Here is a 17947-nt window from a genome sequence, read left to right on the forward strand (position 1 = left end):
CCAAGTAAACAAACCACCGCCGCTCCGGCCTGCACTGCGCAGGCCGGAGCGGCGGTGTTTGGCTGTTGGCGGCCGTGCAGACAGTATCCGAACTGCATTGAACCACTCACTCAAATCCCATTGGCCACATTAGCACCACCTTGCACATCAGTGTTATGGTTGCCTTCGAATTAGAAGTGCCAACAGCCATTTACCGTCGCGGGTTTGAAACGGCGGAATGAATCAAGTGCCGCCCCATCGGGAGCCGGCAATCTCGTGTGGAGCCAAGAGATGAAGACCATTCAATTTAAAGCCCCTGTCTCCACTTCCCGGGTGCGCCGCGTTCAAGACCTTGCGCTAACAGCGATGTGCGGCGCGGCGGTCTTGCTTCTCTCTGCAACGACGGCCGTTGCAGCACCGGCTCCTTCACCGACGCCCTCCCCGGCGAGCTCCCCGACGTCGTCTCCCGCTAACTCCCCGCAAACGACGGCGACCCAGTTGCCGAGCGCAAGCTCAACGCCTTCACCGACGCAGCCGGCAGCAAAAAGCCAGACAGCAACGCCGTCACCAACCGCGACGACCCAAAGCAGCACAGATCGCCAAGCCGCAATGCGCGCAGCTGCCGGACCAGGGGGCGCGCAGATGGGCCAACGCTCCCCACGAGTCCAGGGCGCGGTAACCGCCCAGGGCAGCTGGACACCCACCTTCGGCATCCAGGGTCTCGATGTCAGCTACTACCAGGCCGGCGTCGATTGGCAGCAGCAGTGGAATATGGGGGCGCGATTCGCCTACGTCAAGGCCAGTGAGGGAAACTACTACACCAGCCCCTCGTACAGTTCGCAGTACCAAGGCTCGCGGGCAGTCGGAATGATCCGCGGCGCCTACCACTTCGCGATTCCCAACTGGTCCTCAGGCGCCGATCAAGCCAACTACTTCGTGCAAAACGGTGGCGGATGGAGCTCGGACGGCGCAACGTTGCCGCCCGTCCTGGACATTGAGTTCAATCCGTATGCAGGGCAGACCATCAACGGCGTCTATATGGGCAACACCTGCTACGACATGTCGCCCGCCCAGCTCACGTCGTGGGTACAGAATTTCGGCAACACCATGCGTTCCCTGACGGGACGGCTCCCGATGATCTACACCAACACGAGTTGGTGGAAACAGTGCACCGGAGATCCTGCCGGATTCGGGGACTACCCCCTCTGGGTCGCCTCGTATCCAGGCGGGCCGTCGAACGACGCTGGAATTCTTCCTTCCAGTTGGGCCAACTACAGCATGTGGCAGTACAGCAGTACGGGTCCCTTCAGCGGCGACTCGGACGTCTGGAACGGGGACTACGCTTCCCTCCAAAGGTTTGCCGGCAATCCAGCCAGGGGTTCGTTCGATTCACTGTCGCTCGTCCGGGACACCACCTCGGCATACCTGAGGGTCACGGGCTGGTCTGTAGACCTTTCCAGACCTTGGGTATCGACTCCCGTCAATATTTCAGTCACCGATCCGGGCAACGTGACCACCGGGTACTCGTTCCTGGCGAACGCATATCGCCCGGACGTTGATCAAGCCTTCGGTTACGGCCCTGCACACGGCTTTGACAACAACATCCAGATCACCGCATCCGGCACGTACAAGGTTTGCGCCACCGCCGTCAGCGTCAACGGCACTGTAGACCTTGGCTGCAAGAGTTTTCAGGCAAACGGTGTTGAACCTCCCATCGGATCGTTCGACACGCTCGGACAGGTTCGTGCTCCCGACGACGTTTCCCTTCGCCTGACGGGCTGGGCCATTGACCGTGCCAACCCGCAAACGGCCTCGTTCGCCGACGCTTACGTCACCGACCCCAGCGGACAGACCACGGGCTACCGCATCACGGCCAACACTTCCAGGCCGGATGTGGGAAGCGCTACCGGCTACGGTTCGAACCATGGCTTCGACAAGTCGATCAGCCTGAGCAAAGCCGGTACATATCACGTGTGTACCTATGCCATCGGGCAGTACTACAACACCGCGCTTGGCTGCAAAGACATCACTGTCGGATCCAACCCGCCGCCGAAGGGATATTACGACTCCATTCGAATCTCGCAGGCGCCTGGCGCGGCCAACCTCGTTGCGACGGGCTGGGCATTCGACCCCACCAACACCGCGGCCAGCATTCCTGTCCATGTCTATGTCCAGGCACCGGATGGAAGCAACGTCGGCACGGCATTCACGGCAAATCAATCCCGTCCCGATCTGAACAACGCCTTCGGCATTACCGGTAATCACGGCTTCAGCGCCTCATTGCCAACCAAGGGCACCGGCACCTACACCGCCTGTGCCTATGCCATCCCGGTTGCCCCGCTCGCTTCGGGGAACACGGCGCTTGGATGCATGTCCATTCAGGTAAGCAATACGCCAGTCCCGGCCGGCTACCTCGACTCCGTCGGAGTTGCATCGGTGTCAGGACAAGCCAATATCAGGGCGACGGGGTGGACATACGACCCGGCGGTTCCGGGCTCGTCCAATCCAGTGCATGTCTACATTACGTATCCGGACGGGAGCCGTCAGGGGTATGCCTTCGCGGCGAACGTTTCGAGGGCTGATGTGAACAACGCTTTCGGCATTACCGGAAATCACGGCTACTCGACGCTGGTCCCCGTCACTCAACGGGGCAGATACACGGTTTGTACTTATGGGATCGGGATAGCGCAGTACAGCTCAGGCAACGCGCTTGCAGGCTGTCAATCCCTGAATTACTAAGTCTCCTGCACGGAGCGGGACCTGTGCACCGCGCCTCAACCAGAGGGCATCGAGCCGAAACGGGCTACGACGCTCAGGTTGAACGGTTAGGGTTATCAAGACGCAAGTCTCAGCTATACCCGTAATCGAAAGGACCCCCGGTGCATCATCGGTCGATTCACCGAGCGGCAGGATGCCTCCTGCTTGTCGGTATCAGCTTGGCCGCCTGTGCCAGTCCCCCAGCCAAACAGCAAAACATCCGCGGCGCGCTCACTGCGATTGGAAGTCCCATTCAGAGCGATCCGATCGGAGCATGGTCCAGCGCTTGGAAAAAGACCTTCACGGCCACGTCATTGAGCTATTCTCCGGACGGCTCTGACGTTGGGCTGACAGCCTTGGCCACGGGCCAGGCCTATTATGCAGCCCTCGACGCCCCCTTGACCGCTCAGCAACAAGACGCAACCAAAGCGGAATGCGGTCCGAACGGGGCGTTCAGCGTTCCGACCTCGGTGACCTCTATCGGCGTCGTCTTTAATATGCCAAGCATCCGGAGCCTCAAGCTCACGCCTGACCTGCTCGCCAGGATCTTCACCGGAGATATCAATCGCTGGGATGACAAGGCAATCGCAGCGATCAATCCGGGAACCACGCTCCCGGACGCGCCGATCGTCCCGGTGACCGCGAGCACAGCTTCAGCGCTGACCTCGGCCAGCACGGGCTATCTGGCGGCCTCCCCCAGTTGGTCGTCCGGGGTAAGCAACAAGTGGGCCAAGATACCCGGCGGCCAAGAGGTCAAGAACTTCAGCGACATCGCCAAGAAAGTCGACGGCACCGCCGGCGCAATAGCCTTCATGGACTCGGCGTCCATCGGGTCCCGGTTTGACACGGCGTTGCTCTCGTTTGGCGGCAGCTTCGTCAGAATGTCCAAGGACTCGGTGGCTGCGGCCGTCCAGGACGGCACCACCAGAACGGTGGCCACGGGAGTCGAGTTTCGCCTTCCGGACAAGACCGACCACGGCTACGCATTGGGGAACGTGAACTACCAGGCATTTTGTACCAGCTATAAGAACGGGGAGGTTGCGTCCCTCGTGAAATCCTGGGCAGACTTCGTGGTCGGCCCCGACGGTCAGGTCGCTTCGACCTATTTCGCAGGGGTGGCCTCCCCGAGTGAAGAGTCCTTGCGGGATGCGTCACGCCTGATTGAGAAGATCGGGAGCGACCAATGATCGACCAACCAGCTGCCCAAGGCCCCGCTCGTCCCGACGTTCGGCAGGAGTCGCTCCCCCGGGCAGGCGGATTGCGGTCCCGGACTCGCAACGTGTCCCCCGCCACCAAGGCCGGATTCGGTTTCTTCATCCGCGTTTTTGCCTTGCTCTCAGCCCTGATCACGCTCTGGATCCTGGCCACGCCGCTGATGGCGTATCCCGACGAACCCGCCCACACCATCAAGGCAGCAGCCGTGGCGAGGGGGCAGTTCTTCCCGGGTCCCGGCGAGTCCTATGGCAACGGGATCCACGTACAGGTCCCCTCCTACATCGCCAACGTCGATTCCCAGCGGTGTTTTGCCTTCCTCAAGGAGATGCCCGCGGGCTGTGCGCCTGCCATTCCCGTTGGCGACACCTACACCACCATCGGCGTGACCTCGGCCGGCTTGTACAACCCCTTCTACTACTGGTTCGTCGGGCTCCCTAGCCTGTTCATGTCCGGAGCCCCCGCGATCTTTGCCATGCGGATTGTCAGTGGACTCATGTCAGCCGCCTTCTATGCGGCCGGGTTCACCGCGCTGTCGAGGCTGCGGCATCCCAAGTGGCCCATGGTTGCGGCCGCGGTTGCGACAACGCCCATGGTTTTCTTCCTGGCCACGGGAATCAATCCGAACTCCCTGGAGGTCGCGGCGTCGATGGCAGCCTTCTGCGGTTTGGTCTCCGTGCTTGAGAACTCAAGGCAGCTTCACCTGGCCCGCCCGGGAATCCTGGCAGTCGGAGTATCGGCAGCGACCTTGGCCAACACCAGGAACGTGTCCTTGTTGTGGCTCCTTTGCGGGGCGATTGTGGCCTGCCTCTTCTTCCGGGGCGCCGACATCGTTGCAATCTTCCGCAATCGGCTATTGCTCATAGTTGCCGGATTGTCCGCCATCGGAGTGGCACTGGGTGTCATCTGGAACTTCATCATGTTGACCGCGCCTCCGTCGGCAGGCGAGGCGCCCGCCGGAATCTCCAATGCGGTTGAAGGCCTTCGGCCCTCCAACGCCTTCGCCACCATGCTGGACAGGTCGTTCGACTTCGTCAATCAGTACATCGGAGTCGCAGGCTGGCTTGATGCTCCGGTGCCGCAAGCCGTCCTGATGTTCTGGAACATGCTGCTCATTGCCCTGTTGCTGCTGGTCTTCCTGATGCGTCCGGCTAGATTGCAGCTGGGCTTCTGGGCCGCGATCGGAATGCTTGCGGTAGTTCCCGCCCTGGTCCAGGCCGCGCTTGTCACGAGCAGCGGATTCATCTGGCAAGGAAGGTACAGCCTCCCGTTGTTCGCGATCGCGGTCATCTCGGCCGGGTTGGCGCTTCGGTTCCGCAAGTTCCACGCAAATCTCATCAGCCGCAGGGTCGCCAAGATTCTTCTCTGGGCAACCTGCGCTGCCCATATCTACGGCTTCGTGTACATCCTGCGACGGTACGTAGTGGGAATACCGGACTTCGCGAACTGGCTGGTGATGTTCACCAAGCCGGATTGGCAGCCGCCCCTTTCCTGGGAAGTCCTCACCCTGCTCTTCGCCGTTGCATTGGTCGTTGCGGCAGCCCAGCTGTACCGTTTCCTCTACCCCGGCCTGCCGTTCTTCCCGGTCCCGGTGATCCGGGCGCTGCGTTGGGCGGCGCGCCGTCCGGCGACTGCCGCCGTCGGGAACCAAGCAAGCAAGGAACCCGCGGAACGCCAGCGCGTCGAGTAAAGATCGCAAAACCCAACGCAAAAGGTCTGGCCAGGCACTGCCTGGCCAGACCTTTTGCATTGACGCAGTCGTTCTCCGGAGTGTTAGCCCCGAAGGTAGGCCGTCAGTCTCGCGGCACTGCTCGCCGGAACAAACCCTGCGCCCTTGATCTTGCTCAAGTCGAGGATGCTCTTCAGCGGCCGCGGGGCTGCGGATTTGCCCGCAAAATATTCTTCGGTGCTCACGCCGGTGACGTCGTCTCCCGAGGCACCGCGGAGCTCGTAGACGTCTCCTGCGATGTCCGCCCACGACTGCGGCTCACCGTCGTTGCTGAGGTTGTACGCGCCGTACGGCGCGCGGGACTCCAACAGGTGCCTGATTCCAGCAGCGATGTCTTCCGTGAAGCTGAGCCGCCCGATCTGGTCGTTGACGACACTCGGCTTGATCCCGCGATCGGCGAGCGAGGCCATGGTCCGGACGAAGTTGCTGCCTTCGCCGATCACCCAACTGGTGCGCACGATATAGTGGCGCGGAACCACGCTGACGACGGCGTCCCCGGCGGCTTTGGTTTGACCGTACACGCCAAGCGGGGTGTACGGCTCGTTTTCGTCGTGCGATTCCCGCGACCCGTCGAAGACATAGTCCGAGGAGACATGAACGAGCGTGAGATCGTATTCGATCGCGGTCCTGGCGAGGCGCGCGACGGCCGAGACGTTGACTTGCCAGGCGGCTTCCCTGCCTTCGGGACTCTCGGCGGCGTCAACCGCGGTGTAGGCGGCCGCATTGATGATCGCGGAGTAGTTCTTCCAGTTCCGTCCATCGAACGACTCTTCCTTTGATAGGTCGAAGTCGGCTCGTGCCGCGAACTCAACCGAAGGGTCGCCGTCGTACAGTCCACGCAATGCCTTGCCAAGCTGGCCGTCTGCACCCACCACAAGGATCTTCCGGGACGGCATCGGCTCGACCTCGGCGAGGCGCGGATGCGCTTTGTCCTTGTCGGACAGCTCAGCCTGGTCCAACGGCACGGGCCAGTCGATGGCAGCGGTCTCGTCGGCGAGGTTGAGGAATGTGTACTGGCTCTGTGCGTCCGCAGACCAGTGATCGTTGACGAGGTACGTGTAGGCCGTATTGTCCTCGAGGGTCTGGAATGCGTTGCCCACCCCACGCGGAATGAAGATGGCCTGGCTCGGATCAAGCTCCGCGGTGAAGACCGAGCCGAAAGAAGGACCTTCACGCAGGTCGACCCACGCACCGAATATCCGGCCCGTCGCTACCGAAATGAACTTATCCCAGGGCTCGGCGTGAATGCCGCGCGTTGTGCCGGCCTTCTCGTTGAACGAGATGTTGTTCTGGACAGGACGGAAGTCCGGCAGCCCAAGCGCGACCATTTTCTCCCGCTGCCAGTTCTCCTTGAACCAGCCGCGGTTGTCGCCGTGAACCGGCAGCTCATAGAGAACGACGCCGGGAATCGGCGTTTCGCGGGCCGCAAGCGGCTTCGAAAACTCGATCGTCATTGGTCTACTGGCCCTGTTCCTTGTATTTGGCTTCAGTGGCTGCCTTCTGCGGACGCCACCAGGACTCATTGTCCCGGTACCAATCGATGGTGGCTTCGATTCCTGCGTCGAAGTTGGAGTATTGCGGCTGCCAGCCGAGCTCATCGCGGAGCTTGCTCGAATCGATCGCATACCGCAGGTCGTGGCCAGGCCGGTCAACGACGTGGTCGTAAGCATCGGGCGACTGACCCATGTGCTTGAGGATGAGCTCAACAACGTCTTTGTTGTTCTTCTCGCCATCGGCACCGATCAGGTAGGTTTCACCGATCCGGCCTTTTTCGATGATGGCAAGCACGGCGGAGGAGTGGTCGTTCGCGTGGATCCAGTCGCGGACGTTTTCACCCTTGCCGTAGAGCTTGGGGCGTATGCCGTCGATCACGTTGGTGATCTGGCGTGGAATGAACTTCTCCACATGCTGGTACGGCCCGTAGTTGTTTGAGCAGTTGCTGATGGTCGCCTGCAGTCCGAACGATCGCACCCATGCGCGCACCAGAAGGTCGGATCCGGCTTTGGTCGAAGAGTAGGGGCTGGACGGGTTGTACGGCGTCGCTTCGGTGAACCGCTCGGGGTCGTCCAACTCCAAGTCGCCGTACACCTCATCGGTGGAGATGTGGTGGAACCGCTTGCCGTGCTTCCGGGCAGCCTCGATGAGCGTGAACGTCCCGATGATGTTTGTATCCAGGAACGGGCGCGGGTCATGCAGCGAGTTGTCATTGTGTGATTCGGCGGCATAGTGGACCACCACGTCGCAGTCTTCAACGAGCCGATCCACAAGTTCCGCGTCCGAAATGTCACCCTGGACGAACTGGAACCGTTCCTCCGGAAGCCCCTTCAAGGAGTCCACGTTGCCGGCGTAGGTTAGTTTGTCGAGAACGGTGACACTGTCCTCAGTGCGCTCCAGGACGTAGTGGACAAAATTCGAACCGATGAAGCCGGCACCGCCGGTAACCAGAAGTTTCTGCATGGGAACAGCCTACCGAACCCCAAGGTGAAGGCCGTCAAGAACCCAGGCGTACCCGGCGTAGCGCTTCGAACATCAGGCGGGCGATCATCATCCGCGCTTTGATGATTTTGACGAGCGAACGCCACCCGGCGGGTGTCTGGTTGTCGTCGTGCAGACGTCGGAGCACGGTCGATTCGTCTAGGTGGCGGATGGACCTTGCAACGTTTCCGCAAATGGCGAGCCAGAGGTCATGCGATTCGTTCACATAAGACGGGATCGGCACGAAGTAATTGAGCGCATCCCGGCGGATGCCCATGGCGCATCCGTAGTAGGCCCGGTACCCGATCAGGATCGCGAACAGATTGGCCAGGTGCCTCGCCGAGTCGGAAGAACGAAGCCTTGGAATCCAAGGTCTCGGTCCACCGCCGAGGACGTCGAAGTTTCCTGCGACAACCTTGTGGTCGGCCAGCGCATCGAGCATGGTTTCCACTCGCCCGGGAATCCATACGTCATCCTGGTCGGAAAGCATGATGAATTCGCCACGGCTCATTTCCACGGCCTGTTCAAACGTCCTGACATAGCCCTTGTTCACAGATGCCCCGACAAAACGGATCCGCGGGTCCCGAATGCCCTTGACGATCTCGGCGGTGTCATCGGGCGACGCATCGTCCACGACCACCAGTTCATCGTCGGGACCAAGATCCCGAAGAATCGAGGCGATCTGCTCCTCGATGAATCGGGATCCCTTGTAGGCCGCAAGGCAGACACTCACCCGGATCGCCTGGCCGTCCGGCGTCGTCGAATCGTTCATGACCTCCACTCTAGGCGAGTTACCAGGGCGTTAGCGGGCAGGCATCATCGCGTATCATCGTAAGGTCACGCCGTCGAGCAATAGGACCTACCAGTAATGAAACCCGTGTTGCTTCGACTCGCTGGATTCACGCTGCTTCCGCTTCTCGCACTGGTACTGCCTTTCCTCCTGCTGCCCGTCATTGCCCGTGTCGCAGGGCCGGCCGGCTGGTCAAGCATCACGTCCGGCCAGGCCATCGGAGTATTTGCCGCCACGATCATTCTGTGGAGCTGGAACATTTCCGGTCCCGTGGCCATTGCCCGGAGCCCCTCACCGCAGGCTCGCGCATCACTTTATTCAAGAAGCATCCGAACGCGCATCATCATTGCGCTCGTCGTTTTTCCGCTCATGAGCATCATCGTTGCCCTCGTAGCGCACGACGGTTACCGCCTTGACGCGATTACCATGGCGTGGGCCACTGCCCTCACCGGCTTCTCCCCGGCCTGGTTCGGTATCGGCACAGGACAACCGCGGATTCTGGCCGTCTATGACACCCTTCCCCGGTTCTGCGCAGCACTGCTCAGCGTGCCATTCATTCTTGCGACCGGCCAGATTTGGATCTATGGCGTCCTTGCACTCCTTGCCACCATTGTGGCGTCGATAGCATTCCAGCTTCGATTCGGGGAAAGCGGGACGTGGTTCCCCCGGCGCCCGGGGAATGCCATCCGCGAGATCGTTCCCGAAAGTGGGACCGCGGCAATCAATTTTGCCGGAAGCGCTTACGCCTCATCCCCCGTCCCGATAGCCACGGCGACGGTGCCGTTGGCAACGGCCACTGCCGGATTCGCCTCCGCGGACAGCATCTACCGCTTTGGCCTTTTCAGCGTGGTGGCCGTCGGGAACACTTTTCAAAGCTGGACGCTTGAGGGAAACCCCGAGGACTCCCGACGGCGCCACACAGTTGCGCTGATGACGCACCTCGCGCTCGGAGCCGCCGGAGCGCTCGGCCTGGGCCTGCTGGGTCCATGGGCTTCTGCCATCCTGTTCAGCGACGCGAATAAGGCCGATACCGCGACGTCCGTCTTCTATGGGATTTCCTTCTTCTTCCTCTCGGCTTCAACGCCCCTCATCAGGAACCTCCTCATTCCCGCCGGGCGCCAGAGTACTGTCCTCTTGTGGACCGGGCTGTCGGCAGCTGCGGGAGTCGCGTTCATGGTAGTGGCCGGCTTGGCGTCAAATGTTCCGGGTGTGGCACTGGGAATGGCCATCAGCGAAGCGTTGCTCTTCTTCGGCCTCCTCCTCCCCGCGTCAAGGCTGCTGCCCGCCAAGGCGCTCCCCGTAAGTGTGGACGGGTAGGATCATCTCCGTGATTGAAAGTCCACAAAGACGAACCGCAGCGGTGATCGCCGCTTTCAACCCAGACGACGAACTGCTCACCAACGCTGAATCCATCGCGACGCAAGTAGACGAACTCATAGTCGTCGATGACTGCAGTACGTCTCCGGCGTCGGAGCAGATCTTTGACCACCTTGCCGGTAACGGAACCAAGGTACTGCGCCTGGACAACAACTCCGGAATCGCAGCCGCACTGAACCGCGGACTCGAAGAGCTGGAATCGACCAGCCGCCCGGATTTCGTGCTGACTTTCGACCAAGACTCGCTGCCGGTCCCGGATTACGTCTCAAGCGCCCTCGCCACCTATGACAGGGCCACGGCCGAAGGACAAAAAGTGGGCTTCGTGAGCGCTGAGACGTTCAGCGGGCACCAGGTGCCGGTCCTCGGAGCATCCCACGGATTTCCGGAAGCCTTCGATCCCATGCAGTCCGGTTTCTTCATCCCGATGACTACCTTGGCCGACGTCGGCAACTTCGAGTCGGGCTTTTTCATCGACTGCGTGGATTCCGAGTTCACCGCGCGAGTCCGGGCAGCCGGCTACAGCATCCTCATCGGGGCAGGTTGCGAAGTCGGGCACAGGCTCGGGGCGCGCCTCCCGGCGAAGGTGCTTGGGCGGCCCTTACGGCTCCGTGGCAACGATTTGTCCTTCAACTACTACTCGCCTTTCCGGATGTACTACATCATGCGAAACGGCACCACACTCGCCCGCAGGTACTGGCGCCGCAACCCGGCCTGGGTGATTCGGCGCATGCTGGAAGACGCGAAAGCACAGCTTCTCCGCTTCGCATTCAGCCCGGATCGACGGTACTTGGCGATCGCCGCTTGGGAGGGGCTCATCGATTCATGCCGCGGACGGCAGGGTCGCATCAGCCAGGACCTCCTCAACCGCATCCAGCCACGATGACATATAGGAGAACGATGGAAAATCATGACTCAACGCGGGTCTTGGTCATCATGCCGGCGTGGAATGAAGCCGAGTCGGTGGGCGACACCGTGCGCGAAGTCCTCGGCGTCGGATGCCCTTACGACGTACTGGTCGTCAATGATGGCTCCTCCGACGCCACCGCGGAAGTTGCCGCAGAAGCCGGAGCGACAGTCTTGAACCTTCCCTTCAACCTCGGCGTCGGTGGTGCCATGCGCGCCGGCTTCAAATACGCGAAGCGCCTCGGCTACAGCCGCGTGATCCAGGTCGACGCCGACGGGCAGCATGATCCCCGGAACATCGGCGAGGTGCTCGCCGGACTGGAGCACGCCGACATCTCAATCGGCGCCCGATTCGCGGACAAAGGTGAATACAAGGTGAGCGGCCCCCGGAAATGGGCAATGCAGTTCCTCGCAAAAGTCATCTCCGGCCTTGCAAAGACGCGCCTCACGGATGTGACGTCAGGATTTCGTGCCGCCAACGACCGCGCCATCAGCCAGTATCTTGACCACTATCCCGCGGAGTACCTCGGCGACACGATTGACTCCCTGGTCGTGGCAATACGTTCCGGGTGCAAAGTGACCCAGATCCCCGTGGCCATGCGCCCGCGTCAGGGCGGAACTCCAAGCCACAATCCTGCCAAGGCAGCGGTTTATCTCGGCCGTTCCACTTTCGCACTCCTTTTCGCGCTTACACGTAAGAGATCCGCTATTCCATCCGCATCAACAATATGGGCCCAGGAGGCATCCTAATGGGAAATCTGGCGGCCTTCCTCCTCTCGTTGGCGATCGTGGGGATCGTTTTCGAAATGCTCCGGCGCAAGAAGCTCCGCGAGAAATATGCGGCACTATGGCTCGTAGTGGGCATTGGAACTTTGGTCCTTGCCGCGTTCCCGAGCTTGCTGACAATCGTTGCCGAACTCGTTGGTGTGCAGCTTCCGTCGAACTTGCTGTTCATCATCAGCATCCTGCTGCTGCTGGGCGTCTGTTTGCACCTTTCCTGGGAGATCTCGGTCGTCGAAGATGAGACCAGGACGCTGGCTGAGGAAGTTGCGATCATGCGCACCCTCCTTGAGCGCCTCCAGGCCGCCGAGACCCAGGAGGACGACACCTCCGCTCCTTCCGGACCAAAGTAAGGAACCGAATGGCCCTTGATATCTTCATCCCCTACTGGGGGGATCCTGACTACATGCGGCAGGCAGTCGACAGCGTACTGGCACAGAATTCGGACGATTGGCTCCTGACCGTTGTGGATGACGCCTATCCGGGCGATGAGGTCCGCCGATACTTGGAAGAAATCAACGATCCACGCATCACCTATGTCCGCAAGGAAACCAACGAAGGAATTACGGCAAACTTCCGCACGTGTGTCTCCCGGGCAACGCAGGACACGCTTGTGGTCATGGGTTGCGACGACATCCTGCTCCCTAACTTCGTTGATGTCGCACTTCGCGCGCACCGGGATTTCCCGGAAGCCTGGATCATCCAGCCAGGCGTGGAAGTGATCAACGAGGCCGGGGAGAACGCCCGGCCGATTGCCGACCTTGTGAAGCAGCACCTCGTCAAGCCACACGGGTCCCGGCCCAGGGTGGTCAGCGGCGAGAAACTGGCAGTCAGCCTTCTCCATGGTGACTGGCTCTACTGGCCCTCCCTGATTTTCCGCCGGGACAAAATCGGGAACTTCGATTTCAGGGATGGTCTCCACGTCATCCAGGACCTTGGCTTGATCATCGACATGGTCTTGGCTGGAGCTGAGTTGCTCATCGAGCCGGAGGTATGTTTCGCATACCGCAGGCACACCGCCAGCGCGTCCTCAAGCAAATTGCTGGACGGCTCCCGTTTTGCCGGCGAACGCGGCTACTTCGAACTTGCTGCAGAGCTCTGCAGGAAGAAGGGGTGGAGAAAGGCATCACGGGCGGCTGCATTGCGCCTGACGTCCCGGGCCCATGCCTTCTTGCTCCTGCCCAATGCCGCCTTGCACGGCAGCCCCGCGGCTGTCGGTTCCCTCCTGAGGCATGCCCTTGGAAACTAGGAAGTTCGACTTGCCACCCGAAATTGATCCGTCGAAGCGGCTAAACAGCGTAGCCGCGGTGGTCACCGCCTATCGTCCGACGTCGCACCTGGTCCGTAACGTCTCGTCCTTGCTGGGCCAACTCACCACCGTTGTAGTAGTCGACGACGGCGGCGGGCCCGGTTTCGATCGGATCTTCGAGGAAACAGCGGACGCCGGCGCTATGGTGCTGCGGCTCGAAGAAAACTCCGGAATCGCATCCGCGTTGAACGCGGGGATCGACTTGGCGCGCAAAGCGCCGATCGACTACATCATCACCGTCGACCAGGATTCGCTCCTGACCGCCGAATATGTCCACCGGCTAGTGGAGGCCGCCCAGTCGGCCGAGGCCGCAGGCATAACCCCGGGCCTTGTTTCCCCGGCCCGCATCCATGGCAATCCCGTGAAGAAGGCCGGTTCGAAATCCGGGATCCAGCTGGGACGGGAACCGATTCAATCCGGACTGCTGATTCCGGTTTCCACCCTGGACGCTATCGGCAACTTCTGGGATGGCCTTTTCATCGACCTCGTGGACACGGAATACTACTTCCGCGCCCTCGATGCCGGGCTTCCGACTGTACTTGCGGACGCAGAATTCGACCATTCGCTAGGAACCTTGGTAGATGCGAATATTCTGGGCAGGGACATCAAACTTCAAGATCGTCCGTTGAAAGTCCGCATTGCTGCTTCCTGGCGTTATTACTACATCTTCCGAAACAGGATTCTGGTTGGCCGGCGATACGCGAAGGCACATCCAGGATGGGTTGCCTCTGGCTTGTTTCTCGACATGAGGCACCTCGTTTTCGTGTCAGTGTTGGCGCCCGGCCGCGCTGCCCGGCTCCGGTCAGCATTGAGGGGAACCATCGACGGCCTCCGCGGCCGGAGCGGAAGAGCGCACCTCGGCTAGGAGTTGAGTCGGTGGCCATTGGCCAGTCGCTGGTTTTGCCGCGGACTCGAAGGTAAGGGATGATGGGGACCATGCGTGGAATCATTCTTGCCGGTGGCACCGGCTCTCGTCTCCATCCGATTACTCACGGCATCAGCAAGCAGCTGGTCCCGGTTTATGACAAGCCGATGATCTACTACCCCCTCTCCACGCTCATTCTGGCGGGCATTCGAGACATTCTCGTCATCACCACTCCCCACGACGCAGAGCAGTTTCAACGGCTCCTTGGCGACGGTTCCCAATTCGGCGTGAACATTTCCTACGTCCAGCAACCGTCGCCCGACGGTCTCGCCCAAGCATTTATCCTGGGCGAGGAACATATCGGAAATGAAACCGTTGCCCTCGTCCTGGGAGACAATATCTTCTACGGACAGGGCATGGGAACGCAGCTTCGGAAGCATGCAAACATCGACGGCGGTGCGGTCTTTGGTTATTGGGTGAAGGATCCCAAGGCCTACGGCGTGGTCGAATTCAATGAAGATGGCAAAGCCATTTCCTTGGAGGAAAAGCCGGAGCACCCCAAATCGCACTACGCCGTTCCGGGCCTGTATTTCTATGACAACGATGTTGTGGAGATCGCCAAGAACCTCAAGCCTTCACCCCGTGGCGAGCTCGAAATCACGGACATCAACAGGACATATCTTCAGAACGAAAAGCTTCATGTCGAGATCCTTCCGCGGGGCACGGCCTGGCTCGACACCGGTACCTTCAACGACCTCAACGACGCGTCGAATTTCATTCGCACGGTAGAGAACCGCCAAGGCCTCAAGATCGGAGCTCCCGAGGAAATCGCCTGGCGCCAGGGTTTTCTTTCCGACGACGAGTTGCGGGCACGTGCCGAGCCGTTGGTCAAGAGCGGTTACGGAGCGTACCTCCACGGCCTGCTGGAAGACTAGTCCCCGCCCGTGTGGTGGTCTGTCCTTCCGCAGTTAGTCGGTGCTGCCTTATTGCTGGTTGCTCCCGGACTGCTTGTGGCACTCGGATTGCGCTATCGAGGATTTGATGCGCTAGGGCTGTCCCCTGCCCTCTCGGTAGGCGTGATTGTCCTGGCTTCGACGCTGAGCCCCTTTTTGCATGTCCGGTTCACCGTGCTTCCGGTCGCTATCGTGGCGGTCGCGCTCGGCGTCATCGCGTGGTTCGTTTCCCGGTTCCGTCCTCGCGCCGGGGAAATGCCGAGGCCGGGGCTTTGGCGGCGGTCAGCACCATTTGTGGCCTGTGCGCTCGCACTCGCGGTGGTCGGCGCCAGGGTTATGCAGGCTATCGGCGGCCCCGAGCATTTTTCGCAGACCTACGATGCGGTGTTTCACCTCAACTCCGTCAAGTACGCCCTTGATACCGGGAATGCCTCGTCCCTGACGATAGGCGACATGACCGGCGGTGGTTTCTATCCCGCAGGCTGGAACGCGGTGGCGACCTTGGTCGCCTCGACCTTCGCGCTGGACGTTCCGGTCGCCGTGAACCTCACGAGCATAGTCCTCGCGGCAGCGTTTTGGCCTCTAGGCTGCGTCTTGGCGGCCAGGTGGACCATCGGCCGTTCCTCCGCGGTTGCACTGGCGGCCGGCATAGCGTCCGCCTCGCTTGGCGCATTCCCGCTCCTGATGATGGACTTCGGTGTCCTGTACCCCAATCTGCTGTCGATCAGCATCCTGCCGGGTTCCATAGCCCTGGCTGCGGCAATTTCCAGGGTTTCCCCGGCCTGGGTGCCCCGGGACCTGTCGGCGGTCCTCGCGCTCTTGTTGAGCCTTGCGGGGCTCCTTGTGGCGCATCCGACCACCTTCATGGCCTGGCTCACATGGACGGCCCCGATGGTCGGTGTCCTTGCGTGGAAGGCCTTCAAGCTCCGGAGACGGGGTTTGCTGCGTCTTGGGAGGGCCAGGTTCATGGTCCCCTTGATCGGCTATTGCGTTGTATTCCTCATCCTCTGGATCGTCCTCAGGCCACCGTCGGACGCTTCATTCTGGGGCCCGTACCATACGGTCCCGCAAGCTCTCGGCGAAGCCCTTGTTTTCTCTCCGTTGGATTTGCCTGCCGCCTGGCTGGTGGCACCGGTGGCGCTCCTGGGCCTTTGGGCGGCGCTGGGGCGGATCCGGTACAAATGGCTCGCAGGAGTCTTCCTGATTTTCACGGTGCTGTTTGTGGTTGTGTCCGGCTTCCCCATTTCCAGGGTCCGTAGTATTTTGACGGGCGTCTGGTACAACGACAGCTACCGTATTGCAGCACTGTTGCCCCTTGTCGCTGTCTTGCTTGCTGCCGTGGGCGTCGAGTGGATCTGCCACAACCCATACCTTTCGCAACTGTTCAAGCGGGTTTTCCGTCGAAGCGGCCCAGGGATCCGCCGGTCCGGTCTCCGGAATGCACTTCAATACGCCTTGGCTGCCGTTCTCGTCGCCGTTGCCGTCGTCGTCGGGCAAGTGGGCGGAGTGAACAAGGAAGTGGAGCAAGCGGCGTCAAAGTACGCCTTGTCGGCGGACTCCCCTTTGGTTTCGAGCGACGAGCTGGCAATCTTCCAAAGACTGCACAATGACGTCCCGCAAGACGCGATCTTGATCGGGAATCCCTACACCGGAGCGTCTCTTTCGTATGCCCTCGGTGATCGCAAGTCTGCTCAGCTCCATATCCTTAGCTATGTTTCGCCTGATCTCCAAGAGATCTACGACCACTTGGATGCAGTCTCAAAGGACCCCGCGGTGTGCAGGGCTGTTCGGAGCGAGCATTCCTATTACGTCCTTGACTTCGGATTGCTGGAAGTCCATGGAGGCAACCACACTCCGGCTGGTCTGGCCCGCTTGGACCAAAACCCCGGAGTTCAGCTCGTAGACAGCCAGGGAAATGCGAAGCTCTACAAGATAACCGCATGCGGAGCCAGCTGAGAAGGCGCACTGTCCAGTTGGTGTCCTCAGGTGTCGGAAGCGGTATCCAGGCCGGCCTTGGCGGGTTGGCCGGCCCCTTCGCTAGTCCCGCGCACCTGGGCTAGTCCGCCGAGCGGCGCCGGAGTTCCCGGACGACGTCATGCACTTCGCCGTCCATGATGATCTCGCCGTGCTCCAGGAGCACACCACGCTTGCACACCGAGGCGACCAGATCCAAGTCGTGGCTCACTACGAACAGCGTCTTGCCGGCCGCTGCCAATTCGTTGATCTTGGTGATGCATTTGCGTTGGAACGGTTCGTCGCCCACGGCAAGGATCTCGTCGATGAGGAAGACCTCCGGGTCCGTGTGAACCGCGATCGAGAAAGCCAACTTCAGGTACATGCCCGATGAATAGAACTTGACCTCGGTGTCGATGAACTCTCCGATTTCGGAGAACTCCACAATCGAGTCGAACATTTCATCGATCTGGTTTTGGCTCATCCCAAGGATGGCCCCGTTGAGGTACACGTTGTCGCGCCCGCTGAGGTCGTGGTGGAAACCGGCTCCGACTTCGATCAGTCCAGCGACTCTTCCCCTTGTATGCACGGTACCCTCGTCCGGCTGGAGCACGCCCGAAATGAGCTTCAAGAGAGTTGACTTGCCTGAGCCATTAAGCCCGAGCAACGCCACGGTTTCGCCTTGTTCGACATCCAGCGAAACGTCCTTCAGCGCATCGAACTTCTTCGAAAGGTCCCCTTTACGCCCCGTCAGCAACCAGACAATTGCTTCTTTCATGCTGCGGGTGTGCCGGAGCACGAACTTCTTCCGCAAATTCCGGCAGGTGATCGCCACCCTGTCGGAAACTTCCGCGGGTACAGTCAT

General features: G+C 60.7%; 16 protein-coding genes. 11 read left to right on the forward strand and 5 right to left on the reverse strand.

Features of this window, described 5'->3' with window-relative positions:
- Positions 1–323: 323 nt before the first annotated feature.
- Positions 324–572, reverse strand: coding sequence for a hypothetical protein (locus AC3WJU_RS16885; protein WP_284988458.1), 249 nt, complete (start codon positions 570–572; stop codon positions 324–326).
- A 49-nt stretch (positions 573–621) separates the two neighbouring features.
- Between AC3WJU_RS16885 and AC3WJU_RS16890 the strand changes: the two genes are divergently transcribed.
- The 3 genes from AC3WJU_RS16890 to AC3WJU_RS16900 all read left to right on the forward strand — a co-directional run bounded on the left by AC3WJU_RS16890 (position 622) and on the right by AC3WJU_RS16900 (position 5638).
- Positions 622–2718 (forward strand): lysozyme, encoded by a 2097-nt coding sequence (locus tag AC3WJU_RS16890; protein ID WP_492260405.1) that lies wholly within the window; start codon positions 622–624, stop codon positions 2716–2718.
- 140 nt (positions 2719–2858) lie between these two features.
- On the forward strand, positions 2859–3923 hold the full coding sequence (locus AC3WJU_RS16895) for a substrate-binding domain-containing protein (protein ID WP_084784325.1): 1065 nt from the start codon (positions 2859–2861) through the stop codon (positions 3921–3923).
- Complete coding sequence (locus AC3WJU_RS16900; protein WP_284988460.1) at positions 3920–5638, forward strand: DUF2142 domain-containing protein; 1719 nt, start codon at positions 3920–3922, stop codon at positions 5636–5638. Before AC3WJU_RS16895 ends, AC3WJU_RS16900 begins: the two co-directional genes overlap by 4 nt.
- A gap of 83 nt (positions 5639–5721) precedes the next feature.
- Here the strand turns inward: AC3WJU_RS16900 and AC3WJU_RS16905 are convergent, their stop codons facing one another.
- The 3 genes from AC3WJU_RS16905 to AC3WJU_RS16915 are packed head-to-tail and all read right to left on the reverse strand — an operon-like array spanning position 5722 to position 8924.
- On the reverse strand, positions 5722–7131 hold the full coding sequence (locus tag AC3WJU_RS16905; protein ID WP_492260406.1) for a sugar nucleotide-binding protein: 1410 nt from the start codon (positions 7129–7131) through the stop codon (positions 5722–5724).
- A 4-nt stretch (positions 7132–7135) separates the two neighbouring features.
- Positions 7136–8134 carry a dTDP-glucose 4,6-dehydratase gene (gene rfbB, locus AC3WJU_RS16910; protein WP_492260407.1) on the reverse strand — a complete coding sequence of 333 codons (999 nt, stop codon included), beginning with the start codon at positions 8132–8134 and terminating at the stop codon, positions 7136–7138.
- A 34-nt stretch (positions 8135–8168) separates the two neighbouring features.
- Entirely contained in the window at positions 8169–8924 is a 756-nt protein-coding gene (locus tag AC3WJU_RS16915; RefSeq protein WP_492260408.1) for a glycosyltransferase, read from the reverse strand.
- Positions 8925–9020: 96 nt separating this feature from the next.
- Here AC3WJU_RS16915 and AC3WJU_RS16920 point away from each other — a divergent pair, with 96 nt between their 5' ends.
- The 8 genes from AC3WJU_RS16920 to AC3WJU_RS16955 all read left to right on the forward strand — a co-directional run bounded on the left by AC3WJU_RS16920 (position 9021) and on the right by AC3WJU_RS16955 (position 17085).
- Positions 9021–10259: a polysaccharide biosynthesis protein gene (locus tag AC3WJU_RS16920; protein ID WP_492260409.1), complete on the forward strand. Its 1239-nt coding sequence runs from the start codon at positions 9021–9023 to the stop codon at positions 10257–10259.
- Between the two features lie 10 nt (positions 10260–10269).
- Positions 10270–11202 (forward strand): glycosyltransferase, encoded by a 933-nt coding sequence (locus AC3WJU_RS16925; RefSeq protein ID WP_284988464.1) that lies wholly within the window; start codon positions 10270–10272, stop codon positions 11200–11202.
- Positions 11203–11216: 14 nt separating this feature from the next.
- Positions 11217–11972 carry a glycosyltransferase family 2 protein gene (locus AC3WJU_RS16930; RefSeq protein ID WP_492260410.1) on the forward strand — a complete coding sequence of 252 codons (756 nt, stop codon included), beginning with the start codon at positions 11217–11219 and terminating at the stop codon, positions 11970–11972.
- Positions 11972–12355 (forward strand): DUF2304 domain-containing protein, encoded by a 384-nt coding sequence (locus AC3WJU_RS16935; protein WP_059387560.1) that lies wholly within the window; start codon positions 11972–11974, stop codon positions 12353–12355. Before AC3WJU_RS16930 ends, AC3WJU_RS16935 begins: the two co-directional genes overlap by 1 nt.
- An 8-nt stretch (positions 12356–12363) precedes the next feature.
- Positions 12364–13251: a glycosyltransferase gene (locus tag AC3WJU_RS16940; protein WP_284988466.1), complete on the forward strand. Its 888-nt coding sequence runs from the start codon at positions 12364–12366 to the stop codon at positions 13249–13251.
- Between the two features lie 10 nt (positions 13252–13261).
- On the forward strand, positions 13262–14176 hold the full coding sequence (locus AC3WJU_RS16945; protein WP_492260411.1) for a glycosyltransferase: 915 nt from the start codon (positions 13262–13264) through the stop codon (positions 14174–14176).
- 71 nt (positions 14177–14247) lie between these two features.
- The gene (gene rfbA / locus AC3WJU_RS16950; protein ID WP_059387568.1) at positions 14248–15111 is read left to right on the forward strand and encodes a glucose-1-phosphate thymidylyltransferase RfbA; all 864 of its coding nucleotides are present in this window, start codon (positions 14248–14250) and stop codon (positions 15109–15111) included.
- A 9-nt stretch (positions 15112–15120) separates the two neighbouring features.
- On the forward strand, positions 15121–17085 hold the full coding sequence (locus AC3WJU_RS16955) for a DUF6541 family protein (RefSeq protein WP_492260412.1): 1965 nt from the start codon (positions 15121–15123) through the stop codon (positions 17083–17085).
- Positions 17086–17185: 100 nt separating this feature from the next.
- Here AC3WJU_RS16955 and AC3WJU_RS16960 read toward each other — a convergent pair whose 3' ends face one another.
- Positions 17186–17947, reverse strand: a complete 762-nt coding sequence (locus AC3WJU_RS16960) for an ABC transporter ATP-binding protein (protein WP_059387557.1) — start codon at positions 17945–17947, stop codon at positions 17186–17188.

Source organism: Arthrobacter sp. FW306-1B-F12A, assembly GCF_058781865.1.

Excerpts from the sequence above, each read along its gene's own strand:
- AC3WJU_RS16890 (WP_492260405.1), top strand. The coding sequence starts at position 622 with ATGGGCCAACGCTCCCCACGAGTCCAGGGCGCGGTAACCGCCCAGGGC.
- AC3WJU_RS16900 (WP_284988460.1), top strand. The coding sequence starts at position 3,920 with ATGATCGACCAACCAGCTGCCCAAGGCCCCGCTCGTCCCGACGTTCGG.
- AC3WJU_RS16905 (WP_492260406.1), bottom strand. The coding sequence starts at position 7,131 with ATGACGATCGAGTTTTCGAAGCCGCTTGCGGCCCGCGAAACGCCGATT.
- rfbB (WP_492260407.1), bottom strand. The coding sequence starts at position 8,134 with ATGCAGAAACTTCTGGTTACCGGCGGTGCCGGCTTCATCGGTTCGAAT.
- AC3WJU_RS16915 (WP_492260408.1), bottom strand. The coding sequence starts at position 8,924 with ATGAACGATTCGACGACGCCGGACGGCCAGGCGATCCGGGTGAGTGTC.
- AC3WJU_RS16920 (WP_492260409.1), top strand. The coding sequence starts at position 9,021 with ATGAAACCCGTGTTGCTTCGACTCGCTGGATTCACGCTGCTTCCGCTT.
- AC3WJU_RS16930 (WP_492260410.1), top strand. The coding sequence starts at position 11,217 with ATGGAAAATCATGACTCAACGCGGGTCTTGGTCATCATGCCGGCGTGG.
- AC3WJU_RS16935 (WP_059387560.1), top strand. The coding sequence starts at position 11,972 with ATGGGAAATCTGGCGGCCTTCCTCCTCTCGTTGGCGATCGTGGGGATC.
- AC3WJU_RS16940 (WP_284988466.1), top strand. The coding sequence starts at position 12,364 with ATGGCCCTTGATATCTTCATCCCCTACTGGGGGGATCCTGACTACATG.
- rfbA (WP_059387568.1), top strand. The coding sequence starts at position 14,248 with ATGCGTGGAATCATTCTTGCCGGTGGCACCGGCTCTCGTCTCCATCCG.
- AC3WJU_RS16960 (WP_059387557.1), bottom strand. The coding sequence starts at position 17,947 with ATGACTGTACCCGCGGAAGTTTCCGACAGGGTGGCGATCACCTGCCGG.